Origin of the sequence: Polaromonas sp. CG_23.6, assembly GCF_029892315.1 — a bacterium.
Lineage (GTDB): Bacteria > Pseudomonadota > Gammaproteobacteria > Burkholderiales > Burkholderiaceae_C > Polaromonas.
In genome coordinates, this window is sequence record NZ_JARXUY010000001.1 from 2,647,699 (window position 1) to 2,667,762 (window position 20,064).

A 20,064-nucleotide genomic window follows, 5' to 3' on the forward strand; every position below is an offset into this window, starting at 1 on the left:
TACAAACCTAGCACTAAGGCGTTTCACGCTATTTCTTCGAATCAACGACGAGACAAATAGTGCGCAAAGCAGATATGGCTTTTCCGTACTATTTCCGTACAGACATAAATAAAGGACTTAGCCGCAAAGCTAAGTCCTTTATTTTATTATTTATTGTGGTGGGCGGTGCAAGTTTCGAACTTGCGACCCCTGCAGTGTGAATGCAGTGCTCTACCCCTGAGCTAACCGCCCTATTGATTAGCTCTAGATTATATGCTGCTTTTCAGAAATTATTGAGTACGCTCAGATCGCCAGACAGTTTTTCCACGACTAGCCTTGTCGAGCATTACCAAGAATTTTTGATGTGCATCCATTTCCGTGGCATTGGCCGAAACCACAGGAAGATCAAAAATGCATAGGTCGATGATAGGTTCGTCTTGGTCCGCCTCTACAGGGCCAGCAATGTCCATCATCAGGCTGTTCTGGCCGCGTGTCAGGTTGATGTACACATCTGCCAGCAATTCAGCATCCAATAATGCTCCGTGCAGGGTTCGTCCCGAATTGTCGACTTCAAGCCGATCGCACAAGGCATTGAGAGAATTTCGTTTGCCCGGAAACATTTCCTTGGCCATTATCAAGCTGTCGGTGACCTTGTCCACCCAACGCATTACAGGTTCCCTGCCAATCAGTTCAAGTTCCTTGTTCAGGAAACTCACATCAAACGGTGCGTTGTGAATGATGACCTCGGCACCTTGCAGGTAGTCGAGCAGTTCGTCCACTACGGCTGAAAACCTTGGCTTGTCTTTTAGGAATTCATTGCTGATGCCGTGAACCTTCAGTGCATCTTCATGGCTATCACGACCTGGATTGAGATAGAAGTGCTTATTTCTTCCGGTCAACTTGCGCGCGACAAGTTCTACGCATCCGATTTCGATGATGCGGTCGCCGTTTTCGGCAGAAAGACCTGTTGTCTCGGTGTCCAGAAAAATTTGGCGCATGTTCAGAATTTCCGACCAAGGCACATTTAATGATTTTCCTTGGCGTGGTTGATGGAGTATTTTGGAATTTCTACGGTGACATCTGCCTGTGCCAGAAAGGCTTGGCAACTGAGGCGCGAATTGGGCTCCAGACCCCAGGCACGGTCGAGCAAATCCTCCTCGCTTTCGTCCATCTCGTTGAGTGACCTGAACCCCTCACGAACGACGACATGGCACGTTGTACAAGCGCAGCTCAGGTCACAGGCATGCTCGATATTTATTTTGTTGTCGAGCAACGCTTCGCAGATGGAGGTACCTGCAGGGGCCGATATTTCGGCACCTTGTGGGCAGTATTCAGGATGGGGAAGAATCTTGATGATGGGCATGGTGTCGAACTGTAGGTAATATAAATGCGGAGAGATGTTCAGACCGACTCGATGTTTTTTCCGGCCAGTGCTTTTTGAATTCCACGGTTCATGCGCTGGGCTGCAAAGGCCTCCGTGCCTTTGGCAAGCGCCTGCGTTGCAGCTTCGATGGAAACAGTATTGCCCTTGGTACGCGCATCAACCAGCTCAGCCATCAAGCCGTCAGTCGACACACGTTCGCTTGAACTGAGAAGGTCGGCATCAGCTTCCAGCGCACTTCGAATTGCCAGAATCATGCGATCCGCGTCCACCTGCGCCTCCACCAATGCACGCGATTGCATGTCTTGATGGGCAGTTGCAAAACTATCCTGCAGCATGCGGGCGATTTCGTCATCCGAAAGACCATAAGAAGGCTTGACGTCAATTTGGGTTTCGACCCCGCTGATCTGTTCTTTGGCATTGACGCTGAGGAGGCCATCGGCATCTACAGTGAACGTCACACGAATGCGCGCAGCGCCAGCGACCATCGGCGGAATTCCGCGCAACTCGAAACGCGCCAAGCTGCGGCAGTCAGCCACCAGGTCACGCTCGCCCTGCACCACATGCAGCGCCAGTGCAGTTTGGCCATCCTGATAAGTGGTGAAGTCCTGAGCCATGGCCGTGGGAATGGTCTGGTTGCGCGGGACGATACGCTCTACCAGCCCACCCATGGTTTCCACACCCAGCGACAGCGGAATCACATCAAGCAGCAACAGGTCGTCACCGGTATTGTTTCCTGCCAGTTGATTGGCAGAAATGGCCGCCCCCAGCGCCACCACTTCGTCAGGATTGAGATTGACCAGCGGTTCACGTCCGAAAAAAGTTGCAACAGCCTTGCGTACCTGCGGCATGCGCGTTGAACCACCCACCATGACCACACCATCAATCTCTTCATGTTTGAGCCCAGCGTCACGCAGAGCCTTGCGCGCAGCAGTCAGCGTACGCTGGGTAAGATTCGCCGAAGCGGCGTCAAAATCTGCTGCCGTCACCTCAAAAGCAATGTAGGCGTTGGACAAGTTAACAGAAAATGGCACCGATGACGCCTCAGACAGAGCCTCTTTGCAAGCGCGTGCAGTTTTTTGTAAATTAGCTTTGTCCGATGCGCTGAGCTTGTCCGGTGTTACCCCGCACTTGGTCAGTATCCAGTCAACCAGTGCGCGATCATAATCATCGCCGCCGAGGGCAGAATCTCCACCTGTGGAGACCACTTCAAACACACCTTGCGACAAGCGCAGGATCGAAATATCAAATGTTCCGCCTCCAAGGTCATAGACAGCAAAAACACCTTCGCTGGCATTGTCCAGTCCATAGGCAATGGCTGCTGCAGTGGGTTCGTTAATTAACCGCAGCACATTCAGCCTGGCCAGTTGCGCGGCATCCTTGGTTGCCTGGCGCTGGGCATCGTCAAAATAAGCAGGCACGGTAATCACGGCGCCATAGATATCGTCATCAAAGGTATCTTCGGCACGCTGTCGTAGTGACGCCAGAATTTCAGCACTGATTTCGACCGGACTTTTTTCACCGGCTACAGTTTGCAGTGTGACCATACCCGGTTTGTCGATGAAGCGATAAGGCATTTGCTGACGGTTGCCAATGTCGTCGATACCCCGCCCCATCAGCCGTTTGACCGAAGAAATCGTGTTGTACGGATCATCGACCTGGGCCGCAAGGGCATCAAAGCCGATTTTTGTTCCGCCTGCGAGATAACGCACGACACTTGGCAGCAACACCCGTCCTTCGTCATCAGGCAGGCATTCAGACAACCCGTTGCGTACGCTGGCCACCAGCGAATGGGTGGTGCCGAGGTCAATGCCAATGGCGATGCGCCGCTGGTGCGGATCTGGCGTCTGGCCGGGTTCGGATAATTGCAAAAGTGCCATGTCGCGGTTCTTTACTGAGTTTCTTGGGTGTTTTGTTGTTCCAGCAGATCAATGCGGGCATCGACCTCACGGGCAAAGCGTTCAATGAACATGAGGCTTCTGACCTGTTGTGCGGCTTCAGGGAAATTTTTTTTCTGATCCAGTGTTTGCTCAATTTTTAATAGCTGTTCATGCCCGTCCACCTTGGCCAGAAGAGAAATTTCATTCAAACTATTAATACTTTGGGCATCTTCCAATGCTTCACGCCATTCCATTTGCTGCATCAGGAAGTCGGATGGCATGGCCGTATTGTTTTCGGCATTGATCGGCGCATCATGCAATTCGCACAAATAACTCGCGCGCTTAAGTGGATCTTTTAACCGCTGATAGGCCTCATTAATCCGGACAGACCATTGCATGGCCAAACGCTGAGCGGCTTGCCCCTGCGCGGCAAACTTGTCTGGATGGGCTTCGCGCTGTAATTCTTTCCAGCGCGCGTCGAGTTGCGGCTTGTCCTGGGCGAACTGCACAGGAACGCCAAAAAGCTCAAAATCGTTGGATTGAAGATTCATGAAATGAAAAAGCCGCCGGCACGGTTAGTGAAGGCGGCATTTGAAAAAATCGATACGCAATATTGCGCCGTACAAAATATCGCCTGCCTGCCGCTCAAACGCGAAAGCTCTCCCCGCAACCACAGCGGTCACGTTCATTGGGATTGATGAACTTGAAGCCTTCATTCAAGCCTTCGCGTACAAAATCAAGCTGGGTGCCGTCAATGTAGGCCATGCTTTTGGGATCGACCAGCACCTTCACGCCGTTGTCTTCAAACACGACATCTTCAGGCGCGATTTCATCGGCGTATTCCAGCTTGTAAGCCAGTCCTGAGCAGCCGGTGGTCTTGACGCCCAGGCGGACACCCACACCCCGGCCACGCTTGCTCATATAGCGGGTCACGTGGCGGGCGGCAGCGTCGGTAAGGGTAACGGACATATCAATCGCTCGAAGTAAACAGATGGTTGGTCAATGTGCAGTTGCAGCGGCAGTCAGATGCTTTTTCTTGTAATCGTTCACTGCTGCCTTAATGGCATCTTCTGCCAAGATAGAGCAATGAATTTTTACTGGGGGCAACGCCAGTTCCTCGGCAATAGCACTGTTTTTGATGCTAGCCGCCTGGTCCAGCGTCTTGCCCTTTACCCATTCAGTCACAAGTGAACTGGAGGCAATGGCCGAGCCGCAGCCGTAAGTCTTGAAGCGAGCATCCTCAATCACGCCAGTAAGCGGATTTACCTTGATCTGCAGCTTCATCACGTCGCCGCAAGCCGGCGCACCGACCATACCGGTGCCCACGGTTTCGTCGCCCTTTTCAAAAGAACCGACATTCCGGGGATTTTCATAGTGGTCGACCACTTTTTGACTGTAAGCCATTAAATTAACTCCTTGAATTCTGGTTATAGGGCAGATGACTGGTTCAAAGTCACCTGAATGCCTGTTTGATTAATGCTCTGCCCACTGGATGGTGGACAGATCAACACCATCCTTGAACATTTCCCAAAGAGGTGACAAGTCGCGCAGTTTGGCCACGTTTTCCTTGATGGTGGCCACGGCGTAGTCAATTTCTTCTTCGGTGGTCCAGCGGCCAATCGTCATGCGAAGGCTGCTGTGCGCCAGTTCGTCGCTGCGGCCCAAGGCACGCAGCACATAGCTGGGTTCCAGGCTTGCCGAAGTACAGGCTGAACCACTCGACACCGCCAAACCTTTGATGCCCATGATCAACGACTCGCCTTCGACGAAATTGAAGCTCATGTTCAGGTTGTGCGGCACGCGCTTTTCAGCATGGCCATTGAGAAAGACTTCTTCCACGTCCTTCAGACCATTGAGCATGCGCTCATGCAACATTCGGATGCGCTTGTTCTCTTCATGCATCTCGGCCTTGGCGATGCGATAAGCCTCGCCCATGCCAGCGATTTGATGGGTCGGCAAAGTACCCGAACGCATGCCGCGCTCGTGGCCACCACCGTGCATTTGCGCTTCAAGGCGAACGCGCGGCTTGCGGCGTACATACAGTGCGCCAATACCTTTGGGACCATAAGTCTTGTGCGAGGTCAGGCTCATCAAATCGATCGGCAAAGTTGCCAAGTCGATGTCAACTCGACCAGTGGCCTGCGCTGCATCAGAGTGGAAAATAATGCCTTTCTCGCGGCATATCTCACCAATGGCAACCATGTCCTGAATCACGCCAATTTCGTTGTTGACGAACATGACGCTCACAATGATGGTGTCCGGGCGAATCGCTGCCTTTAGAACCTCAAGGTCCAGCATACCATCGGCCTGAACATCCAGATAGGTGACATCGAAGCCCTGACGCTCCAATTCGCGGCAGGTATCGAGCACCGCTTTGTGCTCGGTCTTGACCGTGATGAGGTGCTTGCCCTTGGTCTTGTAGAAATGGGCTGCGCCTTTCAAAGCCAGGTTGTTTGACTCGGTGGCGCCACTGGTCCAGACGATCTCGCGCGGGTCGGCACCGATCAATGCAGCCACCTGTTCGCGGGATTTCTCCACCACGGCCTCCGCTTCCCAGCCCCATGCATGGCTGCGGGATGCAGGATTGCCGAAATGCTCGCGCAACCACGGGATCATTGCGTCCACTACCCGCGGATCGCAAGGGTTGGTGGAACTGTAGTCCATGTAAATCGGGAAGTGTGGGGTTTCCATTGGGAAGGCTCTCTTGTTTTTAGTGGCGGACGACTTGATAAATAATTGCGTTGCGGCGATGGGTTTCGAAAACCCGTCAAGATTTGGAAAAAGCGTTGCCGAGTGCAAAAACCGAATTGGGTGCATTCACACGCATCGGCTTGACGATGGGGGATGCAAAAACAGCTTTTTTAACCTGCGGCGTACTTTCAACCATCACGCCTTTGGCCAGTTGATCATCGACCAGCTTTTGCAAACTGACCGAGTCAAGAAACTCGACCATTCGGGTATTTAAAGAAGACCAGAGGTCATGTGTCATGCACCGCGTGCCGTCATCCTGGCAATTTTCCTTGCCACCGCACTGAGTGGCATCGATGGGCTCGTCTACCGAGACAATGATGTCGGCAACGGTAATTTCAGACGCCTTGCGACCCAGCGTGTAACCGCCACCGGGCCCACGGGTCGACTCGACCAGTTCATGGCGACGCAGCTTGCCAAACAACTGCTCTAGATAGGAAAGGGAAATTTGCTGGCGCTGGCTGATCGCTGCCAGCGTGACCGGGCCGTTGTTCTGGCGTAACCCCAGATCAATCATCGCGGTGACCGCAAAGCGGCCTTTGGTTGTAAGACGCATAACAAGCTCCTTCAAGTGTGCTTGACTGTCGTTTGACCCCGAAAGCTTGTGACTATCAGGGAACTTTTTCTCGGTTTTCTGATTAGCATCAATGTTGCTAGCAGGAGTTTTCTAATATTGCAAGGTTCTTGACTAATTTCGTCAAGTATAGCACGCGAGGTCATTTTTAGCATGTCAGCGTTCTGTGAAGCAGGGCAATAACCCCAATCAAAACAACATCCCGAAGGCTGGCGGCAACCAAAGTCACAGTCAGGCCGCCGATGAAATTGGCACCACATTGTCGCTACCGGGCGCGCCAAAAGCCTGCTCCTTCAGTACATGCAACTGGTCGCGCACCCGGGCTGCCTTTTCAAACTCCAGGTTTTTCGCATGCTCGACCATCTGCTTTTCGAGGCGCTTGATTTCACGCGAGACATCTTTTTCGCTCATGTCCTCGACCAGCGCTTTTTGCAATTCCAGCTTTTGCGCATCCTTGCCGGATTTTTCGCTGTACACCCCATCAATCAGGTCCTTGATGCGCTTGACGATGCTGCGCGGCGTGATGCCATGCAGGGTGTTGAAGTCCAGCTGCTTGTTTCGCCGACGTTCCGTTTCGCCCATCGCTTTTTTCATCGAATCGGTGATCCGGTCGGCATACAAGATGGCGCGGCCATTGATGTTGCGGGCAGCGCGGCCAATCGTCTGGATCAGGCTGCGCTCGGACCGCAGGAAACCCTCCTTGTCGGCATCCAGAATCGCCACCAATGACACCTCCGGAATGTCCAGCCCTTCGCGCAACAGGTTGATGCCGACCAGCACATCGAAAGCGCCCAGTCGCAAATCACGCAAAATCTCGACCCGCTCGACGGTTTCCACGTCACTGTGCAGGTAGCGCACCTTCACGCCGTTTTCGCTCAGGTAATCGGTCAGCTGCTCGGCCATGCGCTTGGTCAGCGTGGTGATCAAGACCCGTTCGTTGATATTGACGCGAATGCGGATTTCCTGCAGCACATCATCAACCTGATGCGTGGCAGGCCGCACCTCGACCTGCGGATCGACCAGCCCGGTCGGCCGCACGACTTGTTCGACCACTTGTCCCGCATGCTCATTCTCGTAAGCCGCCGGCGTGGCGGAGACGAAAATCGCCTGGCGCATCTTGGTTTCAAACTCCTCGAATTTCAGTGGCCTGTTGTCCAGCGCGCTGGGCAGCCGAAAGCCGTATTCAACCAGCGTCGTCTTGCGTGCCCGGTCGCCGTTGTACATGGCGTTGAGCTGGCCGATCATGACATGGCTCTCGTCCAGGAACATCACCGAGTCCTTCGGCAAATAATCGCACAGCGTGGACGGCGCCGAACCGGGTGGCGCGCCGCTCAGGTGGCGGGTGTAGTTCTCGATGCCCTTGCAGTGGCCGATCTCACCCAGCATTTCGAGGTCAAACCGGGTGCGTTGCTCAATGCGCTGGGCTTCAATCAGCTTGCCGTCGGCGATGAACTGCCCTACCCGCTCGGACAATTCAAGTTTGATGGTTTCCACTGCCGTCATCACCTTGTCGCGTGGTGTGACGTAATGGCTTTTCGGATACACCACGAAACGCGGGATTTTCTGCCGGATACGTCCTGTCAGCGGGTCAAACAGCGAAAGCGTCTCGATCTCGTCGTCAAAGAGTTCGATGCGTATGGCCAGTTCCGAATGCTCGGCTGGAAATACATCAATCACGTCGCCACGCACCCGGAAAGTGCCGCGTGCAAAGTCGGCATCATTGCGGCTGTACTGCATGCGGATGAGTCGCGCAATCACATCGCGCTGGCCCATCTTGTCGCCAATCCGGGCAATGAACCGCATCTGGGTGTAGTCCTCCGGGGCGCCAATGCCGTAGATCGCACTCACGGTCGCCACGATGATCGTGTCGCGCCGCTCCAGCACGCTTTTTGTCGCCGACAGCCGCATCTGCTCGATGTGCTCGTTGATGGCCGAGTCCTTTTCAATGAACAGGTCGCGTTGCGGCACATAGGCTTCAGGCTGGTAGTAGTCGTAGTAGCTGACAAAATACTCGACCGCATTTTTCGGAAAAAACTCCCGGAATTCGCTGTACAGCTGCGCAGCAAGCGTTTTGTTCGGCGCAAACACGATGGCGGGCCGGCCCAGCCGGGCAATCACATTGGCCATGGTGAAGGTTTTGCCCGAGCCGGTCACGCCGAGCAGGGTTTGAAAGACTTCACCGTCCCTGACCCCTTCGACCAGCTTGTCGATAGCTTGCGGCTGGTCGCCCGCTGGCAGGTAGGGCTGAAACAGCTCAAAAGGCGAATCCGGATAACGGACAAACTGGCCGACGCCGGCGGAATCCGTCGCATCGGCCGTCACTTCCATGATTTCTGGCATAAAAACCCTATTCAAGCCCCGTTAAAATCCAGGGCAACTAAACACACTATGACATTCGGGCGAAGGCGTAAATTGCAATCCCCGCCGTCCGTTGATCAGACCTTTTGCCGGGACATAACCCGGCGCCATCCGCCTTGCCCAAGGCAAATTTTTCACTTCTAAGGATATTCCATGTCTTTGTTTACCGCCGTCGAAATGGCCCCGCGTGACCCGATCCTGGGCCTGAACGAACAATTTGGCGCCGACACCAATGCCGCCAAGGTCAATCTCGGCGTAGGCGTCTACTACGATGACAACGGCAAGCTGCCTTTGCTCGAATGCGTGCAGATTGCTGAAAAACACATGATGGAAACGCCCAAGGCACGCGGCTATCTGCCCATCGACGGGATTGCCGCCTACGACTCGGCCGTCAAGGGGCTGGTGTTTGGCGCCGACAGCGAACCCGTCACCTCGGGCCGGGTTGCCACGGTGCAGTGCATCGGCGGCACCGGCGGGCTGAAAGTTGGGGCCGACTTTTTGAAGCGCCTGAACCCCAATGCCAAGGTGCTGATCAGCGACCCGAGCTGGGAAAACCACCGTGCCCTGTTCACCAACGCGGGCTTTACCGTCGAAAGCTACCCTTACTACGACGCGGCAACCCGCGGCATCAATTTCGACGGCATGCTGGCCGAGCTGAATGCCGCGCCAGCCGGCACTGTCGTCGTGCTGCACGCCTGCTGCCATAACCCAACCGGCTATGACATCACCGCTGCCCAGTGGGACCAAGTCGTTGCCGCCGTCAAGGCCAACAAGCTGGTGGCGTTTCTGGACATGGCCTATCAGGGTTTTGGCTACGGTCTTGAAGAAGACGGCGCTGCCATTGGCAAGTTTGTCGCTGCCGGCCTGGACTTTTTTGTTTCCACCTCTTTTTCCAAGAGCTTCAGCCTGTACGGCGAACGCGTTGGCGGTCTGAGCGTGGTGTGTGAGAGCAAGGAAGAAGCCGGACGCGTGTTGAGCCAGCTCAAGATCGTCATCCGCACCAACTACAGCACCCCGCCGATCCATGGCGGCACGGTGGTCGCCACGGTGCTGAACACGCCCGAGCTGCGTACGTTGTGGGAAAAAGAACTAGGCGAGATGCGCGTGCGCATCAAGGCCATGCGCCAAAAGCTGGTCGATGGCCTGAAGGCCGCTGGCGTGAAAGAGGACATGGGCTTCATCACGAAGCAGATCGGCATGTTCAGCTACTCAGGTCTTTCCAAAGACCAGATGGTTCGCCTGCGCAATGAATTCGGCGTCTATGGCACTGACACCGGCCGCATGTGCGTGGCAGCGCTGAACAGCAAGAACATCGATTATGTTTGCGCATCGATTGCCAAGGTGATCTAAAGCCATCGCGGGCGGGCCGAAAAGACGCCGCTTCAAACCCATGCCAGTCAGCACTGCGCTGACTGGCATTTTTTTCATCAAATCAGCCTTTCGCGCTTGCCTCATATTCAGTTACAGCTATATTTTCAATAGCAATTAAAGCAAATGGCAGCGCTTGACCGAATCATCGCTGACGGGACTGCCTGACAACCAGTGTCAACGCCATCACAGCAATCAGCGCAAAGCAGACAAAAGACCAGTTGGCAATCGAGCCGCCCAGAAAGGTCCAGTCAATCGCGGTGCAGTCGCCGCCGCCCTTGAAAATCATGGGAATCGCTCGCTTGAGCGGAAAAGTTTCGATCATTCCGTAGAAGTCACGGCCGCACGAGACGATTTCCGGCGGATACCACTGTAAAAAACTCTGCCGTGCCGCCACAAAGGCGCCAAAGCCCGACAGCAACAAAAGCAAGCTGGCACCGGTGATCAGGAAATTTCGCCGGGCGCTCAAGGCGCTGACGCCTGCAACGATGGCGACCAGCACCAGGGCATAGCGCTGCACGATGCACATGGGGCAAGGCTCGAGCCCCACCACATGCTGCAAATAAAGACCAAAAGCCAGCAGCGCAACACACACTGCGGCTGTCAATGCCAGCAAGCGGCGCGGCATGGTGTCGAAATACGTCAAAAACATTCAATTCCCTCTTGGTTGATCAATTTAAGGATTGTCCGATGGTTCGTTGAAACCGCCCCGGATTAGTTCCTGCAAAAATCGACTTGGTCGCGCTTTAGAAGGCCTGCAAGGGTAAGAGCGCAACCCGCGTGACCGGAAACGACTACCAATAAGAATCAGCATTTTTGCTACTGAAAAAATAGCATCAAGCGCTTAACCAGCCTGCGCATGAGACCCTTTTCAGCAACAAAACACTATTTTTTTGTCAGAACTGACGCGCGTTAGCCGTGCTTGTCGTCAAATTCCCTCGCCTGCCTCAACGAAGACACGTGCCTTGCGGGGCGTGACCACCAGCTTTTCGCCTTCCTTCAGACCCATGTCCCTGAACTGGTGCGACGGCATTTGCACTTCGATCAGGGATTCCGCCGACGGTTTGTCAGAATCGACCGGAACCAGTTCCAGCCGGGCAATCGGGCCGATGACAATTGCGCGGTCCAGCATCGCGACAATGCCGTCGGCGCCAGGCGCATAACGCGCCACCTCAAAATCGTGCGGACGCACATAGGCAAAGGCCTTGGCGTTTTGCGCGCCGCTGTGCTCGGGCGAGTCCAGCTTCATGCCATCCAGATGCACCTCGCCTTCATGGGCGCGGCCATGGAACAGGTTCACGTCGCCGAGGAAGCCATACACAAACGGGCTCGCAGGATGGTCCCAGACCTGTTGCGGCGAGCCAATCTGCTCAACCTTGCCCTGGTTCATCAACACCACGCGGTCGGCGACTTCCAGCGCTTCTTCCTGATCGTGCGTGACGAAAATGCTGGTGACATGCAGGTCGTCATGCAGGCGCCGCAGCCAGCGGCGCAATTCCTTGCGCACTTTGGCGTCGAGCGCACCGAAGGGCTCGTCGAGCAATAGCACCTTGGGCTCGACCGCCAGCGCGCGCGCCAGGGCAATGCGCTGACGCTGCCCGCCGGACAGCTGCGACGGAAAGCGGTCGGCCAGCCAGTCGAGTTGCACCAAACCGAGCAGTGAATGGACTTTCTCCTTGATCTGCGCTTCGCTCGGCCGCTGGCCACGCGGCTTGACACGCAGGCCGAAGGCGACGTTCTCGAACACCGTCATGTGCCGGAACAACGCGTAATGCTGGAACACAAAGCCAACGCCGCGCTCGCGCACATGCACGTCGGTGGTGTCCTCGCCGCTGAAGAAAATGCTGCCCTGGTCGGGCGTTTCCAGCCCCGCGATGATGCGCAGCAGCGTGGTCTTGCCGCAGCCCGAGGGGCCGAGCAAGGCGACGAGTTCACCGGCTTCAATGTCCAGACTCACGTCTCCCAAGGCCTGGAAGTTGCCAAACTGCTTGCTGACGTTGCGTATTTCGATACCCATGATTTATTTTTCCTGCGTGTTTTCAGCGAACGGCAGCCAGCGCCTGCGGCCGCTCGGGCGGTAACTCGGCCGCAGACTTGAGTTCAGAGTCGTGTCGCCATTCGGCGACCGACTTGATGGCCAGCGTGACCAGCGCCAGGATAGCCAGAAGCGATGCCACGGCAAACGCAGCCACCGACTGGTATTCGTTGTAGAGGATTTCCACGTGCAGCGGCAAGGTGTTGGTCTGGCCGCGAATGTGGCCCGACACCACCGACACTGCGCCAAATTCACCCATGGCGCGCGCATTGCACAGAATGACGCCGTAGATCAGGCCCCACTTGATGTTGGGCAGCGTGACGCGCCAAAACGTTTGCCAGCCGGTGGCGCCCAATACGATGGCGGCCTGCTCTTCGTCGTTGCCCTGCGCCTGCATCAGCGGAATCAGCTCCCGCGCGATGAAGGGAAAGGTGACAAACACGGTCGCCAGCACGATGCCCGGCACGGCAAAGATGATCTTGATGTCATGCGCCTGCAGCCAGGGCCCAAACCAGCCTTGCGCGCCGAACAGCAGCACGTACATCAGCCCAGCCACGACCGGCGACACCGAGAACGGCAGATCGACCAGCGTCGTCAAAAACGACTTGCCGCGAAACTCGTACTTGGCAATCGCCCAGGCGGCGGCTACGCCAAACACCAGGTTCAACGGCACGGAAATCGCCGCAGCGATCAGGGTGAGCTGGATGGCCGACCAGGCGTCGGGCTCTTTAAGCGCTTCCAGATAGGCGCCAAAACCCTTGCGCAGCGCCTCGGTGAACACGGCCGCCAGCGGCAAAATCAGAAACAGCAGCACGAACAGCAGCGCCACCGTGATGAGCAGGTAGCGGACCCACGGCGCTTCGGTCGTGCCAGCCCTGGCGCGGCGAATAAGTTGCGAAGACGTGTGCAGCGACGGGCCGCCCCTAGCAAGCACCGCCCCCTCGGGGGGCAGCGCAGTACGCGAAGCGACAAGCATGGGGGCTTTTTTATCGCTCATGACGAGGCTCCGGTGTTTTTTCGCTGCCAGGTCTGCAGCGCATTGATGACCAGCAGCAGGACGAACGAGATGACCAGCATCACCACCGCCACGGCTGTGGCACCGGCATAGTCGTATTGCTCCAGCTTGCCGATGATGATCAGCGGCGTGATCTCGGAAATCATCGGCATGTTGCCGGCAATGAAGATCACCGAGCCGTATTCGCCAATCGCCCGCGCAAACGCCATGGCAAAGCCAGTCATCAGGGCCGGGGCGATATGCGGGAAGATCACCTTGGTGAAAATCTGCAAGCGGTTGGCACCTAGCGCGGTCGCGGCTTCTTCAAGCTCTTTTTCGGCGTCTTCGAGCACCGGCTGCACCGTGCGCACCACAAACGGCATGCCGACGAAAATCAGCGCAATCACCACGCCTGCAGGCGTGAAAGCCAGCTTGATGCCCATGGGTTCAAGGTACTGGCCAAGCCAGCCATTGCCGGCCAGCAGCGCTGTCAGGGAAATGCCGGCGACTGCCGTGGGCAGCGCAAACGGCAAATCCACCAGCGCATCGACGATTTTCTTGCCCGGAAACTTGTAGCGCACCAGCACCCAGGCCAGCAGCAGGCCAAACACCAGGTTCACCAGCGCGGCAATCAGCGACGCGCCAAAGGTCAGCCGGTAAGACGCCATGACGCGCGGCGACGTGACGGCGAAGATGAATTGCTCCCAAGTCAGCGTGAAGGTCTTGAAGAACAGCGCGGTGATCGGAATCAGCACGATCAGGCTGAGGTATAGGATCGTGTAACCCAGCGTCAGCCTGAAGCCCGGCAACACCCGCTGCGGGGTTCTTTTGGGGCCGGAACGAAGAGGGGGCGCCACCCCAGCGGATGACGCCCCGGAAGTCAAGGCACGCATGCTTACCGGACGGTGTAGAGCTTGTCGAACTGGCCACCGTCATTAAAGTGGACTTTTTGCGCTTCGCTCAGTGAGCCGAACATTTCCTGCACCGTGAAAAGCTGGATTGGCTTGAAGGTGTCGCTATACTTTTTGAGGATGGCTTGCGAATACGGACGCATGGCGTGCTTGGCTGCAATTTCCTGGCCTTCGTCCGAATACAGGTAGTCAAGGTAAGCCTTGGCCAGAACCGCCGTGCCTTTCTTGGCCACGGTGCGTTCCACCACTGCCACCGGGTTTTCAGCCAGGATGCTGATGGACGGGTATACCGCGTCCGCCTTGCCTGCGCCAAACTCCTTGTTCACCGACACCACCTCCGATTCGAACGTTACCAGCACGTCGCCAATGTTGCGCTGCAAGAAGGCCGTGGTCGCATCGCGTCCGCCCTTGCCCAGCACGGGCACGTTCTTGTACAGCTTGCCAACAAACTCGGCAGCCTGCGCGTCGGTGGCGCCCTTTTTCTTGGCGTAGCCCCAGGCCGCCAGGTAGGTGTAGCGGCCGTTGCCTCCAGTTTTTGGGTTAACCACAATCACTTGAATGCCCGGCTTGGTCAGGTCGTCCCAGTCCTTGATGCCCTTGGGGTTGCCGTTGCGCACCAGAAACAGCATGGTCGAGGTGGTGGGCGAGGCATTGCCGGGGAAGCGCTTGGCCCAGTCCTTGGCCACCACGCCGGCATTCGCCAGAAACTCGACATCGGTCGAGGTGTTCATGGTCACGACATCGGCGTCCAGTCCGTCGGCCACCGATCGCGCCACGGCGCTGGATCCGGCATGCGACTGGTCGATCTTCACGTCCTTGCCGGTGGTTTTCTTGTAATGGGCGATGAACGCTGCGTTGTAGTCCTTGTAGAACTCACGTGCCACGTCGTACGAGCCATTCAGCAGGGTCTGGCTTGAAGCGATACCGCTGGCGGCCAGGGCCAGGGTTGCCAGGGCAATCTTGAGTTTAAAAGTCATGCGGGGTCCAGAAAAGCAAAGGGAAAAATCGGAAATGATAGCTGATGCAATGCTTACTTGTTGGGCTGGGGCGTCATGCGCAGATAAGGACGCACGGCGGTGAAGCCCTTGGGAAAGCGCTGCGCCAGCTCGGCCGGGTCCTGAATACTGGGAACGATGACCACGTCGTCGCCGTCTTTCCAGTTCGCCGGCGTTGCCACCTTGTGGCTGTCGGTCAGTTGCAGCGAGTCGATCACGCGCAGGATTTCATCAAAATTGCGGCCGGTGCTGGCCGGATAGGTGAAGGAGGTGCGAATGATTTTTTTCGGGTCGATGATGAACACGCTGCGCACCGTGGCGGTGGTCGAGGCGTTCGGGTGAATCATGTCATACAGGTTGGCCACGGTCTTGTCGGCATCGGCCAGGATCGGGAAGTTCACCGTCGTGTTCTGGGTTGCATTGATGTCGCTGACCCACTTGCCATGCGAGTCAAGCGGGTCGATGCTGATGGCAATCGGCTTGACATGGCGCTTGGCAAATTCGCTGGAGAGTGCAGCGGTTTTGCCGAGTTCGGTGGTGCACACCGGTGTGAAGTCGGCCGGGTGTGAAAACAGCACCACCCACGCATCGCCCGCCCAGGCATGAAATGCAATAGGGCCTTCGGTCGAGTCCTGGGTGAAGTCAGGTGCCGTGTCGCCGAGTCTCAAAGTGGTCATGGTGTGCTCCCGGGATTATTCAAAAAAATCATTGTGGACACAAAAACTTAAAACTCAAAAGAATACATTCTTCTTAATTTATTAATTAAATCGAATAAGACAAGCCTATTGAAAAATTGAAAAATGGCTTCTCAATGTCGATTACTCATTTTTTAATAGCATTCTGCGCATGTATCTATTGCGCAAAATGTCAATTCAATATGAGGAATTCTCCTTCAACCAGCGTCTTGCAGGACCGTTCCGATGACTTGATCGCCCTGCATGTGCTGACCCAGAAAATCAAGAAAACTGCGTACAGCGGGTATCTGGCCACGCCGTGAAGGAAACACGGCATGCACCATGCCGGGCTTGGGCACCCATCCGGGCAATACCGGCACCAGCAATTGCGCCTGCAATTCGGCCTGGCTGATGCTGTCCGGCAAAAAACTGACGCCTGTGCCGGCAAGCACCGCGAGCTTGAGTGTTTGCAGGTCGTCGGCCACATAGCGTGGCTGGTGATGAAAGGTAAATTCCTGCCCTTCCGGCCCCATCAGCACCCAGGCGCTTTTGCCGTCTGCCGAAGACATGGCAAGCGTGTCCAGCCCGGCCAGGTCTGCTGGCGTAGCCGGCATACCCTGGCGGCGCAACTGCACCGGGCTGGCCAGCAGGTGCCCGGAAGTCGCACCAAGCTGCTTGACGACCAGGCTGCCGCTGTCGTCCAGCGTTGGCCTGACGCGCAATGCGACGTCAACGCCCTCCTCCACCAGATCAACCACCCGGTTGGTCACTCGCAGGTCCAGTTTGACGCGCGGAAACATCGCCAGGTAACGGGGAATCAAATAGCCCAGCGTGCTTTGGGCCAGTGTCACCGGACAGGTCACGCGCAGCAGGCCGCGCGGCTCGACCTGCAACTGCGCCACGGCATCGGCGGCGGCGATGGCTTCGTCGCGCATGGCGCTGCAGTGCCGCAAGTAGATGTCGCCCACTTCGGTCAGCGAGAGCTTGCGCGTGGTGCGCTGCAACAGGCGAACGCCCAGGCGCGCCTCCAGTTCGGCGACCCGGCGCGACAGCCGGGACTTGGGCACGCCAAGCGCCCGCCCGGCAGCGGCAAAACCGCCCCGCTCGGCCACTTCGGCAAAGTACAACATGTCGTTCAGGTCTTCCATGCGGGTTCCTCCGTACCGACCATTGTCCTGCATGCAGAACAATCTATCGCGATTTTGCCGTCTTATCAAGGCATTGGCCTAGCTGGACAATCTATCCATGGTCAACACCAGACTGTCACCTTCACAAACTCTTCAAAACCGGGGATTTTTTATCATGACCAAGCTTCTTCACATCGACTCCAGCATCCTTGGAACCAACTCCGTTTCGCGCCTGTTGACGGCGCAAATCGTGGCCTCTTGGCGTGCCGCCAACCCGGCCACCGAGATCAGCTACCTTGACCTGGCGGTCGATACGCCGGGCCACTTCTCAGCCGATGCCATGGGTTTTCGCCTGCCGCCCAGTTCAGCCACGTTGAGCGATGTGCAAAAGAATGAAAACGCATTATCTGAAGCCCTGGTGGCGCAGTTTCTGGAAACTGACGTGCTGGTGATTGGCGCGCCGCTCTACAACTTCTCCATTCCCACCCAGCTCAAGGCCTGGATTGACCGCATTGCGCAGGTTGGCCGTACCTTCAAGTACACCGAAAAAGGCCCGGTCGGCCTGGCAGGCGGCAAGACGGTGATTGTGGCGTCCACCCGCGGCGGCATCTACTCCACCAGCGATGCCGGCATTGCAATGGAGCACCAGGAAAGCTATCTGAAGACAGTGTTCGGCTTTCTCGGTGTGACCGATGTACGCATCGTGCGCGCCGAGGGCCTGGCCATGGGAGAAGCCGCCAAGTCGGCTGCACTGGCCTCCGCCGGGCTTGACATCCTGGCCCAAACCCGCCTTGCCGACAACCAGCCCCAGGCAGTCCTGGTGGCTTGAAACGGTTACAGGCCTGGCCGGCCTTTCGGCCTGGATGCAAAAAACCCGCAGGCGCGGGTTTTTTGCATTGGTGAAGGCAAGGCTTCAGGCGTGTCGCTTAACCCAGGCCACGTACGCATCCACCCAGCTCTGCATGAATTTCTGGCTGGCTTCGGCGATGTTGCCGTCGGCGTCATACAACCCTTCCTTGTTGTGGATGAAGGCTTCAGGCTGGCCAAGCGTGGGCATGTTCAGATAAGCCAGGATATTGCGCAGGTGCTGCTGCGCCATGGCCGTGCCGATCGGGCCGACCGACGCGCCCATGATGGCGGCTGGCTTGCCGTTCCAGCTGCTTTTGCCATACGGACGCGAGGCATGGTCAATCGCGTTTTTCAGCACGCCGGGGATGGAACGGTTGTATTCTGGCGTGAAAAACAGCACGCCCTGCGCGGCCGCAATCTCGCCCTTGAGGCGCGTCACCTGCGCGCAGGGATGGCTGTCGTCGTCCTGGTTGTAGAGCGGCAAGTCGTCAATGCGGACCTGGATGAAACTGAAATCTGCCGGAAACAGCTTTTCCAGTGCCCCGGCGAGTTTCCTGTTGAACGAGTCTTTGCGAAGACTGCCGACCACGACGGCGATTTGGTATTGAGCCATGAAATACCTCCAGAAAACCCACCGGCAATCCGGCAAGACGGTTTATAAAAAAAGGCGGCACGAGCAGCCTATTATGCAAAGTTCTGCCAAATTTTTTGGCCGGCCGACCTGCATCCCGGCCACGCAATGCACGGACATTGATCCAAATCCTGTTGCCCGTGACGGTTTACTGCACTGCTGACCCAACTCGGGCCGGCCAAGGCATTAACATTATGGGTATTGACAAGTGCATTCCTCCAGGGACGTAAATCGTCAGGAAATGCCGAAGCGCAGGAAAGCGCCGTCACTCCCTAGCTACAAGGATTCCGATGAAAAGAGTTGATGATTTCCGCCTGAAATTCGGCCAAAAGGAACTGGTGCCGATCATGATTGGCGGAATGGGGGTTGATATATCCACTGCCGAGTTGGCACTGGAAGCGGCGCGCCTGGGCGGCATTGGCCATATCTCCGACGCGCTGGTGCATGACGTGTCCGACCGGCGTTTTGACACCTCGTTTGTCAAAGGCAAGACCAAGTTCTACAAGAGCAACATCACCAATTCAGACAAGAGCAGCGTCCAGTTCGACCTGGGCGAACTGGCAGAGGCCACCCGGCTGCATGTCGGCAAGACCATGGAAGCCAAGCGCGGCGACGGCATGGTGTTCGTCAACGTGATGGAAAAGCTGACCATGAATTCGCCGCGCGACACGCTGCAGGTTCGGCTCAATTCGGCGTTGGACGCAGGCATTGACGGCATTACCCTGAGCGCCGGACTGCATTTAGGCTCGTTCGGCCTGATGGCCGAGCACCCGCGCTTTCGCGAAGCCAAGATGGGCATCATCGTGTCGTCGGTGCGTGCCTTGCAGTTGTTCCTGCGCAAGACCGCCCGCCTGGGCCGGCTGCCGGATTATGTGATCGTTGAAGGTCCGCTGGCCGGCGGCCACCTGGGCTTTGGCATGGACTGGGAAAAATATGACCTGGCCACCATTGTGAGTGAGATTTCGGCTTTCCTGAAAATCGAGCAGCTTGACATTCCCCTGATTGCCGCCGGCGGCATTTTCACCGGAAGTGACGCGGTCGGGTTCCTTGAAAACGGCGCGGCGGGTGTGCAGGTGGCCACGCGCTTCACCGTGTCCAACGAATGCGGCCTGCCGCCCGAAGACAAGCAGGAATACTTTCGCGCCAGCGAAGCGGACATCACGGTCAACACCATTTCGCCGACCGGCTACCCGATGCGCATGCTGAAAAGCTCGCCAGCCATTGGCTCGGGTATCCGGCCGAATTGCGAGTCCTACGGCTACCTGCTCGACGGCAACGGCAACTGCGCTTACATCACGGCCTACAACGAGCAGATTGCCCTGCATCCGGACGGCAAGAACATCGTGGTCATGGACAAGACCTGCCTGTGCACCCACATGCGCAACTACAACGTCTGGACCTGTGGCAGCAGCACCTACCGCCTGAAGGACACAACACACCTTCAGTCCGACGGCACCTACCTGGGCCTGAGCGCTGAACACATCTTCCGGGACTACCAGTTCAGCGTGGACCACCAGGTGATGCTGCCCGCCTAAGCGCCCAAATGCCGCCGCCCACTTC

General features: G+C 56.7%; 20 protein-coding genes and 1 tRNA gene. 3 read left to right on the top strand and 18 right to left on the bottom strand.

The window, feature by feature from the left end:
- Window positions 1–156 precede the first annotated feature (156 nt).
- The 10 genes from H4V98_RS12525 to uvrB form a co-directional block, all read right to left on the bottom strand.
- Window positions 157–231: transfer RNA gene (locus H4V98_RS12525), tRNA-Val, on the bottom strand.
- Window positions 232–269: 38 nt separating this feature from the next.
- Window positions 270–977 carry a DNA polymerase III subunit epsilon gene (gene dnaQ, locus H4V98_RS12530; protein WP_196863659.1) on the bottom strand — a complete coding sequence of 236 codons (708 nt, stop codon included), beginning with the start codon at window positions 975–977 and terminating at the stop codon, window positions 270–272.
- A 26-nt stretch (window positions 978–1,003) separates the two neighbouring features.
- Window positions 1,004–1,342 (bottom strand): ISC system 2Fe-2S type ferredoxin, encoded by a 339-nt coding sequence (gene fdx / locus H4V98_RS12535; protein ID WP_196863660.1) that lies wholly within the window; start codon window positions 1,340–1,342, stop codon window positions 1,004–1,006.
- 38 nt (window positions 1,343–1,380) lie between these two features.
- A complete protein-coding gene (hscA, locus tag H4V98_RS12540) occupies window positions 1,381–3,240 on the bottom strand; it encodes a Fe-S protein assembly chaperone HscA (protein ID WP_196863661.1) in 1,860 nt (619 codons plus the stop codon).
- A gap of 11 nt (window positions 3,241–3,251) precedes the next feature.
- Entirely contained in the window at window positions 3,252–3,791 is a 540-nt protein-coding gene (gene hscB, locus H4V98_RS12545; protein ID WP_196863662.1) for a Fe-S protein assembly co-chaperone HscB, read from the bottom strand.
- 94 nt (window positions 3,792–3,885) lie between these two features.
- Window positions 3,886–4,209, bottom strand: a complete 324-nt coding sequence (gene iscA, locus H4V98_RS12550) for an iron-sulfur cluster assembly protein IscA (protein WP_036811265.1) — start codon at window positions 4,207–4,209, stop codon at window positions 3,886–3,888.
- Window positions 4,210–4,239: 30 nt separating this feature from the next.
- On the bottom strand, window positions 4,240–4,644 hold the full coding sequence (gene iscU / locus H4V98_RS12555) for a Fe-S cluster assembly scaffold IscU (protein ID WP_196863663.1): 405 nt from the start codon (window positions 4,642–4,644) through the stop codon (window positions 4,240–4,242).
- A gap of 69 nt (window positions 4,645–4,713) precedes the next feature.
- Window positions 4,714–5,931, bottom strand: a complete 1,218-nt coding sequence (locus H4V98_RS12560) for an IscS subfamily cysteine desulfurase (RefSeq protein WP_196863664.1) — start codon at window positions 5,929–5,931, stop codon at window positions 4,714–4,716.
- A gap of 76 nt (window positions 5,932–6,007) precedes the next feature.
- Window positions 6,008–6,544, bottom strand: a complete 537-nt coding sequence (gene iscR / locus H4V98_RS12565) for a Fe-S cluster assembly transcriptional regulator IscR (protein WP_196863665.1) — start codon at window positions 6,542–6,544, stop codon at window positions 6,008–6,010.
- A gap of 249 nt (window positions 6,545–6,793) precedes the next feature.
- Window positions 6,794–8,902: an excinuclease ABC subunit UvrB gene (gene uvrB, locus H4V98_RS12570; protein WP_231374760.1), complete on the bottom strand. Its 2,109-nt coding sequence runs from the start codon at window positions 8,900–8,902 to the stop codon at window positions 6,794–6,796.
- Window positions 8,903–9,073: 171 nt separating this feature from the next.
- On the opposite strand from uvrB, the gene H4V98_RS12575 reads away from it, so the two are divergent.
- Entirely contained in the window at window positions 9,074–10,270 is a 1,197-nt protein-coding gene (locus tag H4V98_RS12575; protein ID WP_196863666.1) for an amino acid aminotransferase, read from the top strand.
- A gap of 163 nt (window positions 10,271–10,433) precedes the next feature.
- Here the strand turns inward: H4V98_RS12575 and H4V98_RS12580 are convergent, their stop codons facing one another.
- The 7 genes from H4V98_RS12580 to H4V98_RS12610 form a co-directional block, all read right to left on the bottom strand.
- Entirely contained in the window at window positions 10,434–10,940 is a 507-nt protein-coding gene (locus H4V98_RS12580) for a disulfide bond formation protein B (protein WP_196863667.1), read from the bottom strand.
- A 276-nt stretch (window positions 10,941–11,216) separates the two neighbouring features.
- The gene (locus H4V98_RS12585; RefSeq protein WP_196863668.1) at window positions 11,217–12,305 is read right to left on the bottom strand and encodes a sulfate ABC transporter ATP-binding protein; all 1,089 of its coding nucleotides are present in this window, start codon (window positions 12,303–12,305) and stop codon (window positions 11,217–11,219) included.
- A gap of 22 nt (window positions 12,306–12,327) precedes the next feature.
- Window positions 12,328–13,233, bottom strand: coding sequence for a sulfate ABC transporter permease subunit CysW (gene cysW, locus H4V98_RS12590; protein ID WP_196863790.1), 906 nt, complete (start codon window positions 13,231–13,233; stop codon window positions 12,328–12,330).
- A gap of 83 nt (window positions 13,234–13,316) precedes the next feature.
- Window positions 13,317–14,210, bottom strand: a complete 894-nt coding sequence (gene cysT / locus H4V98_RS12595; protein WP_196863669.1) for a sulfate ABC transporter permease subunit CysT — start codon at window positions 14,208–14,210, stop codon at window positions 13,317–13,319.
- Between the two features lie 2 nt (window positions 14,211–14,212).
- Window positions 14,213–15,205 (bottom strand): sulfate ABC transporter substrate-binding protein, encoded by a 993-nt coding sequence (locus H4V98_RS12600; RefSeq protein ID WP_196863670.1) that lies wholly within the window; start codon window positions 15,203–15,205, stop codon window positions 14,213–14,215.
- Between the two features lie 53 nt (window positions 15,206–15,258).
- Entirely contained in the window at window positions 15,259–15,900 is a 642-nt protein-coding gene (locus H4V98_RS12605) for a peroxiredoxin (protein ID WP_196863671.1), read from the bottom strand.
- 215 nt (window positions 15,901–16,115) lie between these two features.
- On the bottom strand, window positions 16,116–17,045 hold the full coding sequence (locus H4V98_RS12610) for a LysR substrate-binding domain-containing protein (protein ID WP_196863672.1): 930 nt from the start codon (window positions 17,043–17,045) through the stop codon (window positions 16,116–16,118).
- A 154-nt stretch (window positions 17,046–17,199) separates the two neighbouring features.
- Here H4V98_RS12610 and H4V98_RS12615 point away from each other — a divergent pair, with 154 nt between their 5' ends.
- Entirely contained in the window at window positions 17,200–17,853 is a 654-nt protein-coding gene (locus tag H4V98_RS12615; protein ID WP_196863673.1) for an NAD(P)H-dependent oxidoreductase, read from the top strand.
- 84 nt (window positions 17,854–17,937) lie between these two features.
- On the opposite strand, the gene H4V98_RS12620 is transcribed toward H4V98_RS12615, so the two are convergent.
- Complete coding sequence (locus tag H4V98_RS12620) at window positions 17,938–18,486, bottom strand: NAD(P)H-dependent oxidoreductase (protein WP_196863674.1); 549 nt, start codon at window positions 18,484–18,486, stop codon at window positions 17,938–17,940.
- A 308-nt stretch (window positions 18,487–18,794) separates the two neighbouring features.
- Here H4V98_RS12620 and H4V98_RS12625 point away from each other — a divergent pair, with 308 nt between their 5' ends.
- On the top strand, window positions 18,795–20,039 hold the full coding sequence (locus tag H4V98_RS12625) for a nitronate monooxygenase (protein ID WP_196863675.1): 1,245 nt from the start codon (window positions 18,795–18,797) through the stop codon (window positions 20,037–20,039).
- Window positions 20,040–20,064 lie beyond the last annotated feature (25 nt).

Bases quoted from the DNA above. Each gene is read 5' to 3' on its own strand.
- H4V98_RS12610 (WP_196863672.1), bottom strand. From the start codon at position 17,045: ATGGAAGACCTGAACGACATGTTGTACTTTGCCGAAGTGGCCGAGCGG.
- hscA (WP_196863661.1), bottom strand. From the start codon at position 3,240: ATGGCACTTTTGCAATTATCCGAACCCGGCCAGACGCCAGATCCGCAC.
- H4V98_RS12575 (WP_196863666.1), top strand. From the start codon at position 9,074: ATGTCTTTGTTTACCGCCGTCGAAATGGCCCCGCGTGACCCGATCCTG.
- uvrB (WP_231374760.1), bottom strand. From the start codon at position 8,902: ATGCCAGAAATCATGGAAGTGACGGCCGATGCGACGGATTCCGCCGGC.
- H4V98_RS12605 (WP_196863671.1), bottom strand. From the start codon at position 15,900: ATGACCACTTTGAGACTCGGCGACACGGCACCTGACTTCACCCAGGAC.
- cysT (WP_196863669.1), bottom strand. From the start codon at position 14,210: ATGCGTGCCTTGACTTCCGGGGCGTCATCCGCTGGGGTGGCGCCCCCT.
- H4V98_RS12580 (WP_196863667.1), bottom strand. From the start codon at position 10,940: ATGTTTTTGACGTATTTCGACACCATGCCGCGCCGCTTGCTGGCATTG.
- H4V98_RS12620 (WP_196863674.1), bottom strand. From the start codon at position 18,486: ATGGCTCAATACCAAATCGCCGTCGTGGTCGGCAGTCTTCGCAAAGAC.
- H4V98_RS12625 (WP_196863675.1), top strand. From the start codon at position 18,795: ATGAAAAGAGTTGATGATTTCCGCCTGAAATTCGGCCAAAAGGAACTG.
- H4V98_RS12600 (WP_196863670.1), bottom strand. From the start codon at position 15,205: ATGACTTTTAAACTCAAGATTGCCCTGGCAACCCTGGCCCTGGCCGCC.
- iscU (WP_196863663.1), bottom strand. From the start codon at position 4,644: ATGGCTTACAGTCAAAAAGTGGTCGACCACTATGAAAATCCCCGGAAT.
- H4V98_RS12560 (WP_196863664.1), bottom strand. From the start codon at position 5,931: ATGGAAACCCCACACTTCCCGATTTACATGGACTACAGTTCCACCAAC.
- H4V98_RS12585 (WP_196863668.1), bottom strand. From the start codon at position 12,305: ATGGGTATCGAAATACGCAACGTCAGCAAGCAGTTTGGCAACTTCCAG.
- fdx (WP_196863660.1), bottom strand. From the start codon at position 1,342: ATGCCCATCATCAAGATTCTTCCCCATCCTGAATACTGCCCACAAGGT.
- iscR (WP_196863665.1), bottom strand. From the start codon at position 6,544: ATGCGTCTTACAACCAAAGGCCGCTTTGCGGTCACCGCGATGATTGAT.
- H4V98_RS12615 (WP_196863673.1), top strand. From the start codon at position 17,200: ATGACCAAGCTTCTTCACATCGACTCCAGCATCCTTGGAACCAACTCC.
- iscA (WP_036811265.1), bottom strand. From the start codon at position 4,209: ATGTCCGTTACCCTTACCGACGCTGCCGCCCGCCACGTGACCCGCTAT.
- dnaQ (WP_196863659.1), bottom strand. From the start codon at position 977: ATGCGCCAAATTTTTCTGGACACCGAGACAACAGGTCTTTCTGCCGAA.
- hscB (WP_196863662.1), bottom strand. From the start codon at position 3,791: ATGAATCTTCAATCCAACGATTTTGAGCTTTTTGGCGTTCCTGTGCAG.